This window comes from Pseudomonas parakoreensis, from assembly GCF_021602155.1.
GTDB lineage: Bacteria > Pseudomonadota > Gammaproteobacteria > Pseudomonadales > Pseudomonadaceae > Aquipseudomonas > Aquipseudomonas parakoreensis.
Map to the genome: position 1 here is coordinate 185,487 of NZ_BQHY01000009.1, position 16,790 is coordinate 202,276.

General features: G+C 61.5%; 14 protein-coding genes and 1 riboswitch. Of the genes, 8 read left to right on the top strand and 6 right to left on the bottom strand.

What is annotated here, in order from left to right; all coding sequences use genetic code 11:
- Nucleotides 1-25 precede the first annotated feature (25 nt).
- A riboswitch (S-adenosyl-L-homocysteine riboswitch) is annotated at nt 26-124 on the top strand.
- Between the two features lie 23 nt (nt 125-147).
- The 4 genes from ahcY (at nt 148) to L6D63_RS16110 (ending at nt 5,626) form a co-directional block, all read left to right on the top strand.
- Nucleotides 148-1,557, top strand: a complete 1,410-nt coding sequence (gene ahcY / locus L6D63_RS16095) for an adenosylhomocysteinase (protein ID WP_047297109.1) — start codon at nt 148-150, stop codon at nt 1,555-1,557.
- 174 nt (nt 1,558-1,731) lie between these two features.
- Nucleotides 1,732-2,577: a methylenetetrahydrofolate reductase [NAD(P)H] gene (metF, locus tag L6D63_RS16100; protein ID WP_047297145.1), complete on the top strand. Its 846-nt coding sequence runs from the start codon at nt 1,732-1,734 to the stop codon at nt 2,575-2,577.
- A 148-nt stretch (nt 2,578-2,725) separates the two neighbouring features.
- Nucleotides 2,726-3,538, top strand: coding sequence for a substrate-binding periplasmic protein (locus tag L6D63_RS16105; RefSeq protein ID WP_131670608.1), 813 nt, complete (start codon nt 2,726-2,728; stop codon nt 3,536-3,538).
- Nucleotides 3,539-3,760: 222 nt separating this feature from the next.
- A complete protein-coding gene (locus L6D63_RS16110; RefSeq protein WP_047297111.1) occupies nt 3,761-5,626 on the top strand; it encodes an RNA helicase RhlE2 in 1,866 nt (621 codons plus the stop codon).
- Between the two features lie 334 nt (nt 5,627-5,960).
- On the opposite strand, the gene L6D63_RS16115 is transcribed toward L6D63_RS16110, so the two are convergent.
- The 3 genes from L6D63_RS16115 to L6D63_RS16125 form a co-directional block, all read right to left on the bottom strand.
- Nucleotides 5,961-6,554 carry a YceI family protein gene (locus L6D63_RS16115; RefSeq protein WP_041063462.1) on the bottom strand — a complete coding sequence of 198 codons (594 nt, stop codon included), beginning with the start codon at nt 6,552-6,554 and terminating at the stop codon, nt 5,961-5,963.
- 31 nt (nt 6,555-6,585) lie between these two features.
- Complete coding sequence (locus L6D63_RS16120) at nt 6,586-7,137, bottom strand: cytochrome b (RefSeq protein WP_131670609.1); 552 nt, start codon at nt 7,135-7,137, stop codon at nt 6,586-6,588.
- A 346-nt stretch (nt 7,138-7,483) separates the two neighbouring features.
- Complete coding sequence (locus L6D63_RS16125; protein ID WP_131670610.1) at nt 7,484-9,277, bottom strand: flavin monoamine oxidase family protein; 1,794 nt, start codon at nt 9,275-9,277, stop codon at nt 7,484-7,486.
- A 224-nt stretch (nt 9,278-9,501) separates the two neighbouring features.
- Between L6D63_RS16125 and L6D63_RS16130 the strand changes: the two genes are divergently transcribed.
- Together L6D63_RS16130 and L6D63_RS16135 are read left to right on the top strand one after the other, a co-directional pair.
- Nucleotides 9,502-10,908 carry an adenosylmethionine--8-amino-7-oxononanoate transaminase gene (locus L6D63_RS16130; protein WP_131670611.1) on the top strand — a complete coding sequence of 469 codons (1,407 nt, stop codon included), beginning with the start codon at nt 9,502-9,504 and terminating at the stop codon, nt 10,906-10,908.
- A gap of 144 nt (nt 10,909-11,052) precedes the next feature.
- Nucleotides 11,053-11,772, top strand: a complete 720-nt coding sequence (locus tag L6D63_RS16135) for a 16S rRNA (uracil(1498)-N(3))-methyltransferase (protein WP_131670612.1) — start codon at nt 11,053-11,055, stop codon at nt 11,770-11,772.
- A 4-nt stretch (nt 11,773-11,776) separates the two neighbouring features.
- On the opposite strand, the gene L6D63_RS16140 is transcribed toward L6D63_RS16135, so the two are convergent.
- Nucleotides 11,777-12,679, bottom strand: coding sequence for a transporter substrate-binding domain-containing protein (locus L6D63_RS16140; protein ID WP_131670613.1), 903 nt, complete (start codon nt 12,677-12,679; stop codon nt 11,777-11,779).
- 41 nt (nt 12,680-12,720) lie between these two features.
- Entirely contained in the window at nt 12,721-13,962 is a 1,242-nt protein-coding gene (locus L6D63_RS16145; RefSeq protein ID WP_047297117.1) for a D-amino acid dehydrogenase, read from the bottom strand.
- Between the two features lie 108 nt (nt 13,963-14,070).
- Here L6D63_RS16145 and L6D63_RS16150 point away from each other — a divergent pair, with 108 nt between their 5' ends.
- Entirely contained in the window at nt 14,071-15,027 is a 957-nt protein-coding gene (locus L6D63_RS16150) for a LysR family transcriptional regulator (protein ID WP_131670614.1), read from the top strand.
- 51 nt (nt 15,028-15,078) lie between these two features.
- On the opposite strand, the gene trhA is transcribed toward L6D63_RS16150, so the two are convergent.
- Complete coding sequence (trhA, locus tag L6D63_RS16155; RefSeq protein WP_007964065.1) at nt 15,079-15,696, bottom strand: PAQR family membrane homeostasis protein TrhA; 618 nt, start codon at nt 15,694-15,696, stop codon at nt 15,079-15,081.
- A 167-nt stretch (nt 15,697-15,863) separates the two neighbouring features.
- On the opposite strand from trhA, the gene L6D63_RS16160 reads away from it, so the two are divergent.
- On the top strand, nt 15,864-16,778 hold the full coding sequence (locus L6D63_RS16160; protein WP_047297119.1) for a LysR family transcriptional regulator: 915 nt from the start codon (nt 15,864-15,866) through the stop codon (nt 16,776-16,778).
- The last annotated feature ends 12 nt before the right edge of the window (nt 16,779-16,790 follow it).

A 16,790-nucleotide genomic window follows, 5' to 3' on the forward strand; every position in this document is an offset into this window, starting at 1 on the left:
TCACTTGCTACCGTTTTCCCGCCACCTGTCCGAGGGGCGCTGCAGCAGGATCAACCTGTCAGGCTCGGATGGGGCGTTGACTGGCCACGGCCGGACACTAAACGCACAACGGCGCCCATTCGCATACATTACGAATGGAGGCTCTTCATGAGCGCTGTTATCACGCCTGCCGATTTTAACGATTACAAAGTTGCCGACATGTCCCTGGCTGCCTGGGGCCGTCGCGAAACCATCATCGCCGAATCGGAAATGCCGGCCCTGATGGGTCTGCGCCGCAAGTACGCTTCCGAGCAGCCGCTCAAGGGCGCGAAAATCCTCGGCTGCATCCACATGACCATTCAGACCGCCGTGCTGATCGAAACCCTGGTTGCCCTGGGTGCCGAAGTACGCTGGTCGTCCTGCAACATTTTCTCGACTCAGGATCAGGCTGCTGCGTCCATCGCTGCCGCCGGCATCCCGGTTTTCGCCTGGAAAGGCGAGACTGAAGAAGAGTACGAGTGGTGCCTGGAGCAGACCATCCTGAAAGATGGCCAGCCATGGGACGCCAACATGATCCTCGACGACGGCGGCGACCTGACCGAGCTGCTGCACAAGAAATACCCACAGGTGCTGGACCGCGTTCACGGCGTGACCGAAGAAACCACCACCGGCGTTCACCGTCTGCTGGACATGCTGGCCAAGGGCGAGCTGAAGATCCCTGCGATCAACGTCAACGACTCGGTGACCAAGTCCAAGAACGACAACAAGTACGGCTGCCGTCACAGCCTGAACGATGCGATCAAGCGCGGTACCGACCACCTGCTGTCCGGCAAGCAAGCGCTGGTCATCGGTTACGGTGACGTGGGCAAGGGTTCCGCGCAGTCCCTGCGTCAGGAAGGCATGATCGTCAAGGTTTCCGAAGTTGACCCGATCTGCGCCATGCAGGCCTGCATGGACGGTTTCGAACTGGTTTCGCCGTTCATCGACGGCATCAACAATGGCACCGAAGCGAGCATCGACAAAGCGCTGCTGGGCAAGATCGACCTGATCGTGACCACCACCGGTAACGTCAACGTTTGCGACGCGAACATGCTCAAAGCCCTGAAGAAGCGTGCTGTTGTCTGCAACATCGGCCACTTCGACAACGAAATCGACACCGCTTTCATGCGCAAGAACTGGGCATGGGAAGAAGTGAAGCCACAGGTCCACAAGATCCACCGTACCGGCCCGGGCGCTTTCGACGCGCAGAACGACGACTACCTGATCCTGCTGGCCGAAGGCCGTCTGGTGAACCTGGGCAACGCCACCGGTCACCCGAGCCGCATCATGGACGGTTCGTTCGCCAACCAGGTACTGGCGCAGATCTTCCTGTTCGGCCAGAAGTACGCCGACCTGTCGCCAGCCCAGAAAGCCGAGCGTCTGACCGTTGAAGTACTGCCGAAGAAACTCGACGAAGAAGTGGCCCTGGAAATGGTGCGCGGCTTCGGCGGCGTGGTCACTCAACTGACCAAGCAACAGGCTGACTACATCGGCGTCACCGTCGAAGGCCCGTTCAAGCCGCACGCTTACCGCTACTGATTGGCTGAGCGTCGACGCGGTGTGCCTTGCGCACCGCGTTGCCTGACTGGCGCTGCTGACCGCTCTGTGTAGGAGCTGCCGCAGGCTGCGATCTTTTGATCTTCAAAGATCGCAGCCTGCGGCAGCTCCTACAGGAGTACAGCGTCCGGCTTACGTGTTTCCAAGGGTATGACCATGTCCCAAGACCGTCGCTACAGCTTCGAGTTCTTCCCGACCAAGACCGATGCTGGGCATGAAAAACTGCTCAACGTTGCCCGTCAGTTGGCAACGTACAACCCCGATTTCTTTTCCTGCACCTACGGCGCTGGCGGTTCGACCCGTGATCGCACCCTCAACACCGTTCTGCAGCTGGAAAGCGAAGTCAAAGTACCGGCCGCACCGCACCTGTCGTGCGTCGGCGACAGCAAGGACGACCTGCGCGGACTGCTGAACGAGTACAAGGCTGCCGGCATCAAGCGCATCGTTGCCCTGCGTGGTGACCTGCCGTCCGGCATGGGCATGACCAGCGGCGAGCTGCGTCACGCCAATGAACTGGTTGAATTCATTCGTGAAGAAACCGCTGATCATTTTCACATCGAAGTTGCCGCTTATCCGGAGATGCATCCGCAAGCGCGCAATTACGAAGACGATCTCGCCAACTTCGTGCGCAAGGCCCGCGCCGGCGCCGACAGCGCGATCACCCAGTACTTCTTCAACGCCGACAGCTACTTCTACTTTGTCGACCGTTTGCAGGCGCTGGGCGTGGACATTCCGGTGGTACCGGGGATCATGCCGATCACCAACTACAGCAAGCTGGCGCGGTTCTCCGATGCCTGCGGTGCGGAAATCCCGCGCTGGATCCGCAAGCAACTGGAAGCCTACGGCGATGACAGCCAAAGCATTCAGCGCTTCGGCGAGCAGGTTGTCAGCGAAATGTGCGAGCGCCTGCTGCAAGGTGGCGCACCTGGGCTGCACTTCTATTCCATGAACCAGGCCGAGCCTAGTCTGGCGATCTGGAATAACCTGAAGTTGCCGCGCTAAAAAGCATCAAAGCACAATCAAAAGATCGCAGCCTTCGGCAGCTCCTACAGGGATGTCGTGGCTGCGATCTTTTGCTTTTGAATCCCCGAATTAGAGCTTGTGCAGGCACTTTCTGGCTCTTTCGCGTTTCTCGTCGTAATCTCAAGCCATGCCTTTGATCGCGCAATTATTCACGGTGCTGGTTTTTGCTTGCCTGAGCTTTGCCGCTCGGGGCGAGAAGTTGCGCATTGTCACCGAGCCATGGGCGCCGTACGTGTACGAAGAGGACGGCAAGAACCTCGGGCTGGATTACGAAACCACGGCCATCGTGTTCAAGCGCCTGGGGATCGAGGTCGAATGGCAATTTTTGCCGTGGAAACGTTGCCTGTCGATGCTCGAAACCGGTCAGGCTGACGGCGCACTGGACATCTTTCACAGCGACGAGCGCGACGCCATGCTGCTCTACCCCATCGAACCGCTGTCGGACGTCGAGTTCGTGATGTTCTACGCCAACGACCGGCCGCACCCGTTCAGCAAACTCGAAGAACTCAAAGGCCTGACCATCGGCACCTCGCCGGGTTATCTGTACAGCCCTGACTTCCGCGAATCGACACTGTTCACCCGGGAACCGGCGCCAACCCACGAAGCCAACTTCGGCAAACTGCTGCGCGGGCGCATCGACTTGCTGATCACCGATCGCCGCGTCGGTCAGCATTTGCTCGATCAGTTGAATATCCGCGACCAGATCACTGAAAACCCCACTGTCATTAGCCGCCAGAGCCAATATTTGGCCGTTCGTCGCAATGCCGGGATGGATCTGCTGGTGGCGCGTTTTGGCGCCGAGCTCAAGCGTTTCAAGCGCGAACCGGCCTACGCCGAGCTCAGCGCACGCTACGGCGCAGCCCCGGTCGACGCCGCGCCAATGAGCAACGTCTCGGCCAGCCGCAAAACCGTTGAGCAGCAGGAAAGCAGCGCGCAGTGATTGCTCTGTTATACTCCGGCGTTCCCGCCAGGCTCACGCCCGGACGCCCGGAACCGTAACAGGCCTCCAGTCCCGCTACAGCGCAGCTTTTCAGCCTGCGCGAGCGCTCCTGACGTGCCTTCGAGACCGCAGCAGGACCGGACGGGATCGCGTCCTCTTAAACGCGATTCGCGCCAGGCAAGACTCCCATTGGGCCAAGCCCTAACTAAAACAGGATTACTCATGTCCTTTGCTTCCCTCGGTCTCTCCGAGGCTTTAGTCCGTGCCATCGAAGATGCGGGCTATACCGAGCCTACTCCGGTGCAACAGCGGGCCATTCCCGCCGTGTTGCAAGGTCGCGACCTGATGGTTGCGGCACAGACAGGTACCGGTAAAACCGGCGGTTTCGCCCTTCCGATCCTGGAGCGGTTGTTCCCCAACGGTCACCCGGACAAATCCCAGCGTCATGGCCCGCGCCAACCGCGCGTACTGGTCCTGACCCCGACCCGCGAACTCGCGGCCCAGGTTCACGAGAGCTTCAAGATCTACGCCCGTGACCTGAAATTCGTCAGCGCCTGCATCTTCGGCGGCGTCGGCATGAACCCGCAAGTCCAGGCCATGTCCCGTGGCGTTGACGTCCTCGTCGCCTGCCCGGGTCGCCTGCTTGACCTCGCCGGCCAAGGCAGCGTTGACCTGTCCCACGTCGAAATCCTCGTCCTCGACGAAGCCGACCGCATGCTCGACATGGGTTTCGTGCACGATGTGAAGAAAGTCCTTGCGCGTCTGCCGGCCAAGCGTCAGAACCTGCTGTTCTCGGCGACCTTCTCCAAAGACATCACCGATCTGGCCGGCAAACTGCTGCACAACCCGGAACGCATCGAAGTCACGCCGCCGAACACCACGGTCGAGCGCATCGAGCAACGCGTGTTCCGTCTGCCGGCCAGCCACAAGCGTGCCCTGCTGGCGCACCTGATCACCGCCGGCGCCTGGGAACAGGTGCTGGTGTTCACCCGCACCAAGCACGGCGCCAACCGTCTGGCCGAATACCTGGACAAACACGGCCTGCCGGCTGTGGCGATCCACGGCAACAAAAGCCAGAACGCCCGCACCAAAGCCCTGGCCGATTTCAAGGCCGGTGAAGTGCGCATTCTGGTAGCGACCGACATCGCTGCTCGCGGTCTGGACATCGACCAGTTGCCACACGTGGTCAACTTCGAGCTGCCGAACGTCGATGAAGACTACGTGCACCGTATCGGCCGTACTGGCCGCGCCGGTCGTTCGGGCGAGGCGATCTCGCTGGTCGCGCCGGACGAAGAAAAACTGCTGAAAAGCATCGAACGCATGACCAAGCAGAAAATCGCCGACGGCGACCTGATGGGCTTCGATGCCAGCACCATCGAGGCCGAGAAGCCTGAAGTGCGCGAGCGTCCGGACATGCGCAACCCGCGCAACTCCCGCGGTCCGCGCGGCGACGGTCCGAATGGCGGCGGCGGTGGCGGCGGTCGTAAAGACAAAGGCAAAGACAAGGGCAAGGAAAAACCGGCCGGCGAACGCGGCGAGCGCCCTGCCCGCCAGCAGAAGCCCCGTGAAGGCACGCCGAGCCGCGAACAGCGTCCGAGCCAGCCACCACGCGCGGCGGCTGATCGTGCACCGGACGAGTTCCTCGACGACGATATCGATAACTTCGGTAACCGCGTTGACTACGTGCCCAAAGCCGCTCCGGCCGGTGGTCGTGGTCGCCGTCCGGGCGCGCCAGGCCAGGGCGCAGGTGCCGGCGCACCTCGCGGCGGTCAATCGCAAGGTCGCCAGAACGGCCCGCGCAACAGCAACGGTTCGAGCACCGGCACTCCACCGGGCAAACGCAACGGTCCGCGCAATGGCGCCCCACGTGACGGCCAGGGCCGTCGTGACGAGTCCTCGCGCAACCGCCGTCCGGCTCGCGACGATCAGCAACGCGCCGAACCGGCCGTGCAGAACCCGCGCAGCACCGGGCCGAAGATCATGCACAAGGAATCGAAAGCCGACCGCTTCCCGACGCCTGAGCAACTTGATCAATTGCCGACCCGTCCGCGCGGCGAAAAACCAGCCTTGCTGACCCGCAATCGCTGAGTTATCGCTGCAATGAAAAATGCCCCGGTTCGAAAGAGCCGGGGCATTTTTTTATGCCGTCACGAATATCCCTGAATCACCGCATATCCCCCTGTGTAGACCCAACACTGTGGAGAGGGGATTTATCCCCGATCGGCTGCGAAGCAGTCGCAAAACCATTCAACGCGGTATGCCTGATACCCCTCGGTTGGCGGTCATGGGGCCGCTGCGCGACCCATCGGGGATAAATCCCCTCGCCACAAAAGCCCGTACCACGGGGTGGATGTGTGCGTGTAGCAGGCAAAAAAAACGCCCCCGGCCTTGCGACCGGGGGCGTTTTTGTAAGGCGGCGAAGTTACTTCGCTTTCACACCTTCGAACGAGATGTACAGGTCGACGTTGTCGGACTGTGGACCCAGGTCCATCATCTTGCCGAAATCAGAACGCTTGATGCTGGTAGTACCTTCGAAGCCGGCACGGTAGCCGCCCCATGGATCCTTGCCTTCGCCCAGGAACACGGCCTTGACCACGATTGGCTTGGTCACGCCGTGCAGGGTCAGGTCGCCGGTCACGTCAGCCGTGTCTTTGCCAGCGGCGTTCTTGCCGGTGGATTTGACGCTGGTGGAGACGAACTTGGCGTCAGCGTATTTGCCCACGTCCAGGAAGTCTTTGCTGGCGATGTGCTTGTCGCGCTCGGCATGGTTGGTGAACACGCTGGCGGTCTTCACGTTGAATTCGATTTTGCTGTCTTCAGGCTTGGCAGCGTCAAAGCTGAACTTGCCGTCGATGTCCTTGAACGTACCGGTGATGTAGCTGTAGCCCAGGTGGCTGATCTTGAAGTCGACGAAAGCGTGCTGGCCTTCCTTGTCGACGGTGTAATCAGCAGCCATCACGTTCGCGGACAGTACGGCCGAACCGATTGCCAGAGCGGCCAGAGTCTTTTTCAACATGCTTTCTTTTCCTTTGAGTCGAGGTTGAATTTCAGGCTTTGCGACCGAGCATTCGCGTCAGGGTCGCATCACGATCGATAAAGTGGTGCTTCAATGCTGCCAACGCATGGAGGCCGGAAAAAATTACCAGCGCCCATGCCAGCCAGAGATGAATCACCCCAGCGGTATCTGCCTGATCCGGTAGTCCGGAAACCAGTGCAGGCACTTCAAACAGACCAAACACCGGAATCCCGACACCGTCTGCGGTGGAAATCAGGTAACCGGCAAGCATCACAGCGAACAGCCCGACGTACAGAAACCCGTGGCCGAATTTGGCGCCGAGGCGGGTCATGCGGCTGTAGCTTTGCAGCGTCGGTGGCGGTGGGCTGATAAAGCGCCACAACACCCGCAACACCATCACACCCAGCAGCACCAGACCGATGCTCTTGTGCAGATCCGGCGCGTCTTTGCGCCAGCTGCTGTAGTAATCCAGCCCCACCATCCACAGACCCAGCGCGAACAGTCCGAAGACCGCCAGCGCCACGCCCCAGTGCATGAAGATGCTGACCCAACCATAGCGTGAAGCAGAGTTACGTAGCTGCATTGCCCAAATCCTGTGAGAACTGCGAACCAAGACTAGCGAGTTATCTATCGAATTAAAGCGGAAAATTTTGCTTTGAAATATCGAGAAATACGATCAAGAGTCTGTAAGTGGCTTGTTAAGGAAAGATTAACCGGGAAAAGTGTGGCGGGATGTCAGGTGGAAGATCCTGATGATGTACTGTATGAACAGGCCTCATCGCGGGCAAGCCCGCTCCCACAGTGGACAATAGCGCACACAAACTCTGCGCTCACCGCAAAATCTGTGGGAGCGGGCTTGCCCGCGATGAGGTTCTCACAGGCAATAAAAAAGCGCGGCCGGAGCCGCGCTTTTCATTCACCGCAAAGCCTTACTGCGCTTTGCTGTCCGTGCCTGCCGCCGGAGCCGGCACTGCAACAGGCTTGGCCGCTGGCTTCTTCGCCGGCTCAGCCTTTTTCGCCGCAGGCTTGGCCGGGGCCTTTTTCGCCTCGGTTTTCGCTGCAGGTTTCTTCGCCGCAGGCTTGGCTGGCGCTTTCTTCGCCGGCTCGGCTTTCACCGGAGTCGCTGGTTTCGGCGCTTCCACCGGAGCTGGCGCAGGTGCCGGAGTCGGTGCAGGCGCTGGCGCCGCTGGAGCTGGAGCGGGAGCCGGCTCAGGCGCCTTCGCAGGCTCTGGCTTCTTCTCGTCATCCGAACCGCCAAACAGGTTGCTGAAGAAGTTACCCTTCTTCGCCGCCACGGCACCCGCCGCGCCCGCCGCTGCTGCAGCCGGAACCACTTTGGCCGGTTCAAACGACTTGCCGGCGGCCAGGTCTTCAACCTGACTGGCCGCACGCTGACCAGTGCGCAGCGCGCCTTCCAGGGTGCCCGGGTACAGGGTGTCGGTGTGTTCACCGGCAAACGCTACACGTTGCAGCGGACGCTCCCACAGGCGCCAGAACTTGCTGATCTGGCCCGGGCCGTAAGCCAGGTAGGCGCCGCCCATCGACGGATCGGTGCTGTAACGACGGATTTCATAACCGGTGAACGAGCCACGGGCCTGTGGATAAAACGCGTGCAGGCGGATCAGCACCTGATCGACCATCTGCTTGTCGCCGAACGCCTGCATCACACGGGCGTTGTCGCCGGACAGGTTGATCACCACGTTGGCGCCGCCCTTCAGCGCCGGCTCGATCCAGAGCATGCCGAGGCCGGCGTTGCTGTAGATCTCACCGGACATGCGCGCCTTGCTTTCCCACACCGGCGTCTTGAACTTCAACATGATCTGGTCGCGCCAGCCGTAGTTGGTGCCCTTGATCGCGGCCAGGTGCTGCGCGTCCAGCGCCGGGGTCAGCGCAATCTTGTTGAGTGCGCGCAGCGGCACGGCCAGCACCACGTAATCAGCCTGGTAGCCGACACTGCCGACCTTGACGGTCACGCCGTCCTTGTCCTGAGTGATCGCCGACACCGGCGAGTTGGTCTTGATGGTCTTGATCTGTTTGACGAAGGCCTGGGCCAGCACCTGGCTGCCGCCGACCAGACGCGAGGCACGCAGGTCGCGGTCAGAGACGCCGCGATACACGCGGTTCTGCTGGGCGAAATACAGCAGCGACAGACGCGAAGGCTCGTCGTAATGGGTGCGGATGTCCTGGTTGATCAACTGACGCGCGGTGGCCGGCAGGTTCTGCTTGTCGAGCCAGTTCGACACGTTGATCTGATCCAGCGCATGCAGGGTGCTGGTCGCGGCCGGGTTCTGCGGGTCGTCGATCGAGCGCGCCAGGTCGTCGAGGGTTTTCTGGTAGCGCTTCAAGGCATCGGCGGTGGCCGGTTGCTTGGTTGCCAGATCGGCAGCGGAGAAATACTCGCCGTCGATCAGATAACCCGGGGTACGCACGAACTCCGGGGCTGGCGTGGTGCTCAGCTTGAAGGTCGAGACGTACTTGTTCAGCACCGGCTGGGTCTTGTCGTTGCCGATCCACTCGCTGGTGGCCATGCCCGAGCGACCGCCCAGGCTCGGCTTTGCTTCGAGCAGCGTGACCTGCCAGCCCTTGTTTTGCAGCTCGTAAGCCGCGGTCAGGCCCGACAGGCCGCCGCCGATCACGATTGCGGTTTTATCCTTGGCCAGCGCCGTAACGCTGAACAGCCCCAACATCACCAGCGCACAGGCGCGCAGCCAACCGACAGACATTCAGCGAACTCCGGAAATACACGTAGGAAAAAGCAGTTTTTGCGGGTCAGACGACCCAAAGAACCGCGAAGAATACGTCAGCCATCAAAACGCCGCCAGCGACGTCTATCGGCCCATACAAAGTAGCTCAATCGACACAATGGGTTGTTCCGACGCGATGCATTGCATAGGCTTGCGCGATTGTTTGCCCGCGCCTGACGCGAGCCGCCTCGAGGAGACTGTAAATGGGCCTGAATAACCAGTGGATGCAACGCGACCTCGCGGTGTTGTGGCATCCCTGTACCCAGATGAAAGACCACGAACAGCTGCCGCTGATCCCGATCAAGCGCGGTGAAGGCGTCTGGCTCGAAGACTTCGAAGGCAAGCGCTACCTCGACGCCGTCAGCTCCTGGTGGGTCAACGTGTTCGGCCACGCCAACCCGCGCATCAACCAGCGCATCAAGGATCAGGTCGATCAGCTGGAGCATGTGATCCTCGCCGGTTTCAGCCATCAACCGGTGATCGAGTTGTCCGAGCGTCTGGTGAAGATGACCCCGGAAGGCCTGAACCGCGCGTTCTACGCCGATAACGGTTCGTCCTGCATCGAAGTCGCGCTGAAAATGAGCTTTCACTACTGGCTCAATCGCGGCCAGCCGAACAAGAAACGCTTCGTCACCCTGACCAACAGCTACCACGGCGAAACCATGGCAGCGATGGCGGTCGGCGACGTGCCGCTGTTCACCGAGACCTACAAAGCGCTGCTGATGGACACCATCAAGGTGCCAAGCCCGGATTGCTACCTGCGCCCCGAAGGCATGAGCTGGGAAGAACATTCGCGCAATCTGTTCGCCGCCATGGAACAGACACTGGCAGAACATCATGCCAGCGTGGCGGCAGTCATCGTCGAACCGTTGATTCAAGGCGCCGGCGGCATGCGCATGTATCACCCGGTGTACCTCAAGCTGCTGCGCGAGGCCTGCGACCGCTACGGCGTGCACCTGATTCACGACGAAATCGCCGTCGGCTTCGGCCGCACCGGCACCATGTTCGCCTGTGAACAGGCCGGCATCCGTCCGGACTTCCTCTGCCTGTCCAAGGCCCTGACCGGCGGCTACCTGCCACTGGCGGCGTGCCTGACCACCGACGAGGTCTACAGCGCGTTCTACGACGACTACCCGACCCTGCGCGCCTTCCTCCACTCGCACAGCTACACCGGCAACCCGCTGGCCTGTGCGGCGGCGTTGGCGACGCTGGATATCTTCGAGCAGGACAACGTCATCGAGAACAACCAGGCGCTGGCCCGGCGCATGGCCTCGGCCACGGCGCATCTGGTTGATCACCCGAACGTCTCCGAAGTGCGGCAGACCGGCATGGTCCTGGCCATCGAGATGGTCAAGGATAAAGCCAGCAAAGAGGCCTACCCTTGGCAGGAACGTCGCGGCCTGAAGGTGTTCCAGCATGCGCTGGAGCGTGGCGCGCTGCTGCGGCCGCTGGGCAGCGTGGTGTATTTCCTGCCGCCGTACGTGATCACCCCGGAGCAGATCGACTTCCTCGCCGAAGTCGCCAGCGAAGGCATCGACATCGCCACTCGTGACAGCGTCAGCGTGGCGGTGCCGAAGGATTTCCATCCTGGGTTCCGTGATCCGGGCTGATCTATTTCACTTAAGCTTCAGCGGTGACCGGACTACCGTCATCGCTGGCAAGCCAGCTCCCACAGGTCCTGCGCAAAACCCTGTGGGAGCTGGCTTGCCAGCGATGGGGCCGCCAGACTTTTACAAATTTTACAGAGACCCCGCATGAGACTGTCCCGCTTCTTTATCGACGCCCCCCTGAGCACCGGCGAACACGAACTGCCGGAAGCCCAGGCGCATTACATCAGCCGCGTGTTGCGCATGGCCGAGGGCGATGCGGTGCAGTTGTTCGACGGTTCCGGCCATGAGTTTCGCGGCTCGCTGGTGGAAGTCGGCAAGAAACGCGTCGTGGTGCAGATCGACGAACAGCTCGCCGGCCAAGTCGAATCGCCGCTGCACATCCATCTAGGCCAAGGCCTGTCCCGGGGCGAACGGATGGACTGGGCGATCCAGAAAGCCACCGAACTGGGCGTGAGCGAAATCACCCCGATCTTCAGCGAGCGCTGCGAAGTGCGCCTGAAGGACGAGCGCGCCGACAAACGCCTGCTGCACTGGCGTCAGGTGGCGATCAGCGCCTGCGAGCAATGCGGTCGTTCGCGGGTGCCGGTGATTCATCCACCGGTACTCCTGGCGGACTGGCTGAAACAGACCGACGCCGAGCTGAAACTGGTTCTGCACCCGGTGGCCGAGCCGTTGGTCAGCCACGCCAAGCCTGCGACCCTGGCGTTCCTGATCGGCCCCGAAGGCGGCTTGTCCGACGCCGAAGTCGAGCAAGCCAAGGCCAACGGTTTCCACGCCGCCCGCCTCGGCCCACGCGTGCTGCGTACCGAGACTGCGCCGGTGGTTGCACTGGCGGTGGCTCAGCAGCTTTGGGGTGATTTCTAACCCGTCACTGCACCGGATCACTGATCGGTTTGGCGATGATTGCCTTGAGTTCGCTGGTCATCGGGAACTCAAGGTTCAAGCCTTTCGGCGGGATCGGCTGTTCGAACCACTTACGGTAGATCCCGTTGATCTCCCCCGAGCTGTACAGATCGGCCAGCGCCCCGTTCACCAGCGCGAGGAATGGCGGATCATCCTTGCGCACCATGCAGCTGTAGATTTCCCGCGATTGTTCCTCCCCCACCACGACCCAGTTGTGCGGGTCCCGCGCCTTGGCCCGCTCGCCGTAGAGCAATGCGTCGTCCATGTAGAAGGCCGCTGCCCGTCCCGACTGCAGCATCTGGAACGCCTCGCCGTGATCCTTGGCGCTGATCACGAACATGTTCAGTTTGTGGTCGAGGTTGTAGCTCTTCAGATAGCGCTCGTTGGTGGTGCCGGCGGTGGTCACCACGTTCTTGCCGCGCAGGTCATCGAAGCTGTGAATGCCGCTGTCCTTTGCGGTCAGCAACTGCCCTTTGACGTAGATGAAACCGTAGGAGAACGCCACCTGTTTCTGCCGCTCGGCCGTCACCCCGGTGGAGCCGCACTCAAGATCAACCGTGCCGTTCTGCACCAGCGGAATCCGCGTCTGCGACGTCACCAGGTTGTACTTCACCTTCAGCTCCGGCAACGCCAGTTGCTGCTTGATCCGCTCGACAATCTTGCCCGCCAGCTCCACCGAATACCCCATCGGCTGCCCGGTGTGATCGCCCACATACGAGAACGGCACCGAGGCGTCGCGATAGCCCAGGGTGATGCTGTTGGCGCTGGCGATCTTGCCAAGCGCGCCGGCCAGCGGCACTTCATTGGCCTGTGCCTGGGCGCCGATGAACAGCGCCAGTGTGCAGCCGAGCAACGTGATTTTTTGCATTGTTATTCTCCGTTGTGGTTGGGGTGTTTTAGCAGAAACTGTCACGCCGCACGGGGATTGAACCCGTGCAGGTCAATGGATGTACGCTGCTGACCGATCAGTTCACTGAGCAACTGCCCGCTGCCGCAGGCCAGGGTGAAACCGAGCGCGCCGTGGCCGAGGTTGAGCCACAGATTGCGATACGCCGTGGCGCCCAGCAGCGGTACGCCGGTGGGGGTGGCCGGGCGCATGCCCGCCCATTCCACAGCCGCGTCGTAATTGCCGGCATCGGGAAAGGTGTCGCGGGCCTGGCGCTTGATCAGTGCCAACCGCTCGGGATCTACCGCCGGGTCGAAACCGACGATGTCGACCATCGCCGCCACCCGTAACTGTTCGCCGATGCGCGCGTAGACGATCTTGCGGTCGTAGTCGGTGATGCTCACGTCCGGCGCCCGATGCTCATCGCCGATCGACAAGGTCAGGCTGTAACCCTTCAGCGGATACAGCGGCAGGCGCAGGCCGGGCAGCGCCAGCAAGGGGCTTCGGTGCCCGGCGGCGATCACCAGTTGTTCAACTGGCAGGGGTTCGTTGCCAAGCTCAATCGCCGTAACGACGCCGTGGCTGTGGCGAATGCCGGTGACTGCCTGACCGAGGCGAAACTCGCAGCGACCCGACGCCGTCAATCGCGCCGCCAACTGCTGGCAGAAGGCGTGACAGTCGCCGACTTCTTCATCCGGCGTGTAGATCGCGCCTACAAACGGCGCATCGGTCAGTGCCGGTTCCAGCTGCGCACATTCGGCGGCGGACAACACCTGTTGTTGCTGCGGATCGGCCAAGCCCTTGCGCGCATGGTCGAAGTTGCCGGCATTGCGGAAGGTCACCAGTTTGCCGTTGCGCCGCCAGTTGAAACCGGTGAGCCCGTCATCCTCGCGCCAGCGTTTCAGCGTGCTCTGGCTGAACAGCGCCAGACGCAACAGATGCGCCGCGTTTTCCCGGTTGACCGAGGTGCGGCAGGCGGCGAGAAACGACGCCATCCAGCGCCACTGCGCCGGGTCCAGACGCGGGCGCAGCTTGAGCGGCGAGTCGCCGCGCAGCATCCAGCCGAGCGCCTGCAACGGCACGCCGGCATCAGCCAGCGGCGCCACATAGCGGTAGGACAACTGGCCGCCGTTGGCGAAACTGGTTTCGCTGCCCAGCGACTGCCGCGCCTCGACCACAGTCACTTCGAAACCGTCGCGCACCAGCGCATAGGCCGTTGCCAACCCGATCACACCGCCGCCGATGATGCACACGCGCTGAGCCATGTCCGTCCTTATTTCTATGTGAAGACGAGGCTGAGGTTAGGGTGAGGTGACAGGCGCCGAACAATGAATAAAGATGCCAGACTTATAAACAAAGGTTATGGACTCACCATGCGCCTTCGCCACATCGAGATTTTCCAGGCCATTCGCCAGACCGGCTCGATCAGCGCCGCTGCGCAATTGCTGCACGTCTCTCAGCCGGCGGTGACCAAAGTGCTGCAGCACGCCGAGCAGCAGTTGGGCTTTCCGCTGTTTCTGCGGGTGCGCGGTAAATTGCAGGCGACTCCGGAAGCGCTGGAGCTGGAGCGCGAAGTCGACAAGGTCACGGAAAGTCTGCAAGGCGTGCGACGCCTGGCCCAGAGCCTGCGCCGCGAGCCCGGCCACAGCCTGCGGATCGGCGCGACCCCGGCGCTGGCGCTGTCGTTGCTGCCGCCAGCGATCCGGCAATGGACGGCACAGTTCCCGGACATCGCCTGCGAACTCTCCAGCGCCCACAGCCGCGAGCTGATGCAGAATCTGCTGATGCGCGAAGTGGACGTGGCCCTGACGTTGCAGTTGCCGGATCATCCCGGATTGAAGGCGCAGGCATTGGCCTCGGGCGTGTTGGTGGCGCTGGCGCCGAAAGGTTACTGGCCGGAGGAAGAAGCCGGTCAGCCGTTGCCGCTGATGGCGTTGGCGGGAGCACCGCTGATCGGGCTGTCCAGCGCCGACCCGCTGGCTGCCCGACTCGACAGCTACCTGGAAGCGGTCGAGCCACCGCCTCGCGTGCGGATCGCCGTGCAGACGTATTCGCTGGCGCGGGCGATGGTGGAGTCTGGCGCCGGGGTGGCGGTGATCGACCCTTTCACGGCACTCGGTGCTTCGCCGACCAGCACCGTAATCCGCCCGTTGGCGCCGCCCTTGCCGATCACGTTGTACGCAGTGACCCGCGCCACCGAACCGCCACCGCATACCCTCGGCGACTTGTTGCAGATGTTCAGCAGACGCGCGCAGATACAACTGCAAACCCTGGTCCCTGTGGGAGCTGGCTTGCCAGCGATTGCGGTTGCCCCATCAACACATGAGTGACTGACAGTCCGTCATCGCGGGCAAGCCCGCTCCCACAGGATTTGTGATGTTCTAAAGGACATAAAACAGAATCGCCACAAAGTGCAGCAGACTCCCGGCGATCACAAACAAATGCCAGATTCCGTGCGCATGCCGCAACCGGTGATCCAGGGCAAAAAAGATGATCCCCACGGTGTACAACACCCCGCCCGATGCCAGCCAGGCAAAGCCTGCTGTGCCCAGCGCCGCGATCAACGGTTTGACCGCCACCAGCACGATCCAGCCCATCACCGCGTAGATCACGATCGACAGGATCCGCGCTTCCGAGCGTGGCTTGATCTCCTGCAGGATACCGATCAGCGCCAGCCCCCAGACAATCCCGAACAACGTCCAGCCCCACGGCCCGCGCAACGTCACCAGGCAGAACGGCGTGTAGCTGCCGGCGATCAGCAGATAGATGGAAAAGTGATCGACCTTCTTCATGATCGCTTTCTTGCGCCCGCGCACGCTGTGGTACACGGTTGAAGCGCTGTAGAGCACCAACAAGGTAAAGGCGTAGATCGCCACGCTGACGATCTTCCACGGACTGCCGTCGAGGCTGGCAATCACCAGCATCCACACGCCGCCAATAAACGCAGCCACGGCCCCGACCAGATGCGTCCAGGCGTTGAGTTTTTCCCCGTGATACATGTGTCGCTCACCTCAAGATTCGTTACCGCAACGCGCAAGGCTCGGGCCTTGAGCGTAAAAGCGCAATGTTTCCGTTTAAAAGATCAAAAGATCGCAGCCTTCGGCAGCTCCTACAAAGAGCGGCGCATACCGGGCACAATCGGTCGATACCAAAAAGAGTCCGCGCCATGCTGATCGACGAAGAATTGACCCTGAAAAAACTCGAGGTGTTCCTCGCCTTCATGCGCACCGGCAATCTGGCGCGTGCCGCAGCCGAGTTGCAGACCAGCAATGTCAGCGTGCACCGGGCGATCCATTCGCTGGAAAGCGCCCTGCGCTGCCCGCTGTTCAAGCATGAAGGGCGCAACCTGACGCCCCTGGAAAGCGCCTACGTGCTCGAAGAACGCGCGCAGAAGCTGATCCAGGACGTGGTCGAGAGTGTGCGCCTGACTCGCGAGGCCGCCGGTTTCTCCGCTGAGCGCTTCAAACTCGGCTCGCTGTACTCGCTGACGGTGAAAACCGTACCGCAACTGATCATGGGCCTGAAGATCCGCCGCAGCGAACTCAACATCGACCTGATCCTAGGCTCCAACATCGACCTGCTCTACAAGCTGAAGAACATGGAAGTCGACGCGATTCTGGTGTCGCTGGACGACACCGTCAGCGACCCGGACTGCGAGCAGATCCCGCTGTTCTCCGACGACATTTTCCTCGCCACGCCGGCAGATTCAAGGTTCGCCCAACGCAGTGAAGTCGATCTGGCCGAGGTGCGTGACGAAACCTTTATCACCCTGACCCAGGGCTTCGCTACGCATCAGGACGGTATCCGGGTGTTCAAGCAGGCGGGGTTCGAGCCGAAGGTGGCGATGCAGGTCAACGACATCTTCACCCTGCTGAGCATGGTCAGCTCCGGGGTCGGCTATGCGTTGCTGCCGGGGCGGATTGCGGCGGTGTACGAGAATAGGGTGAAGCTGATCCCGTTGCAGGAGAAGTACCGCTTGCAGCAGCACATTGGCGTGGTCTTCTTGAAGGCCAAGGAGCGCGATCCGAATCTGCTGGCGTTGCTGGCGGAGTGTCGGATGTATGCCAATCGCCAGATCTGACACCGAGTTGCG

Coding starts and splice junctions, on each gene's coding strand:
- L6D63_RS16140 (WP_131670613.1), bottom strand. CDS start 12,679: ATGCAAAAAATCACGTTGCTCGGCTGCACACTGGCGCTGTTCATCGGC.
- metF (WP_047297145.1), top strand. CDS start 1,732: ATGTCCCAAGACCGTCGCTACAGCTTCGAGTTCTTCCCGACCAAGACC.
- ahcY (WP_047297109.1), top strand. CDS start 148: ATGAGCGCTGTTATCACGCCTGCCGATTTTAACGATTACAAAGTTGCC.
- L6D63_RS16145 (WP_047297117.1), bottom strand. CDS start 13,962: ATGGCTCAGCGCGTGTGCATCATCGGCGGCGGTGTGATCGGGTTGGCA.
- L6D63_RS16125 (WP_131670610.1), bottom strand. CDS start 9,277: ATGTCTGTCGGTTGGCTGCGCGCCTGTGCGCTGGTGATGTTGGGGCTG.
- L6D63_RS16130 (WP_131670611.1), top strand. CDS start 9,502: ATGGGCCTGAATAACCAGTGGATGCAACGCGACCTCGCGGTGTTGTGG.
- L6D63_RS16120 (WP_131670609.1), bottom strand. CDS start 7,137: ATGCAGCTACGTAACTCTGCTTCACGCTATGGTTGGGTCAGCATCTTC.
- L6D63_RS16105 (WP_131670608.1), top strand. CDS start 2,726: ATGCCTTTGATCGCGCAATTATTCACGGTGCTGGTTTTTGCTTGCCTG.
- L6D63_RS16160 (WP_047297119.1), top strand. CDS start 15,864: ATGCTGATCGACGAAGAATTGACCCTGAAAAAACTCGAGGTGTTCCTC.
- trhA (WP_007964065.1), bottom strand. CDS start 15,696: ATGTATCACGGGGAAAAACTCAACGCCTGGACGCATCTGGTCGGGGCC.
- L6D63_RS16135 (WP_131670612.1), top strand. CDS start 11,053: ATGAGACTGTCCCGCTTCTTTATCGACGCCCCCCTGAGCACCGGCGAA.
- L6D63_RS16110 (WP_047297111.1), top strand. CDS start 3,761: ATGTCCTTTGCTTCCCTCGGTCTCTCCGAGGCTTTAGTCCGTGCCATC.
- L6D63_RS16115 (WP_041063462.1), bottom strand. CDS start 6,554: ATGTTGAAAAAGACTCTGGCCGCTCTGGCAATCGGTTCGGCCGTACTG.
- L6D63_RS16150 (WP_131670614.1), top strand. CDS start 14,071: ATGCGCCTTCGCCACATCGAGATTTTCCAGGCCATTCGCCAGACCGGC.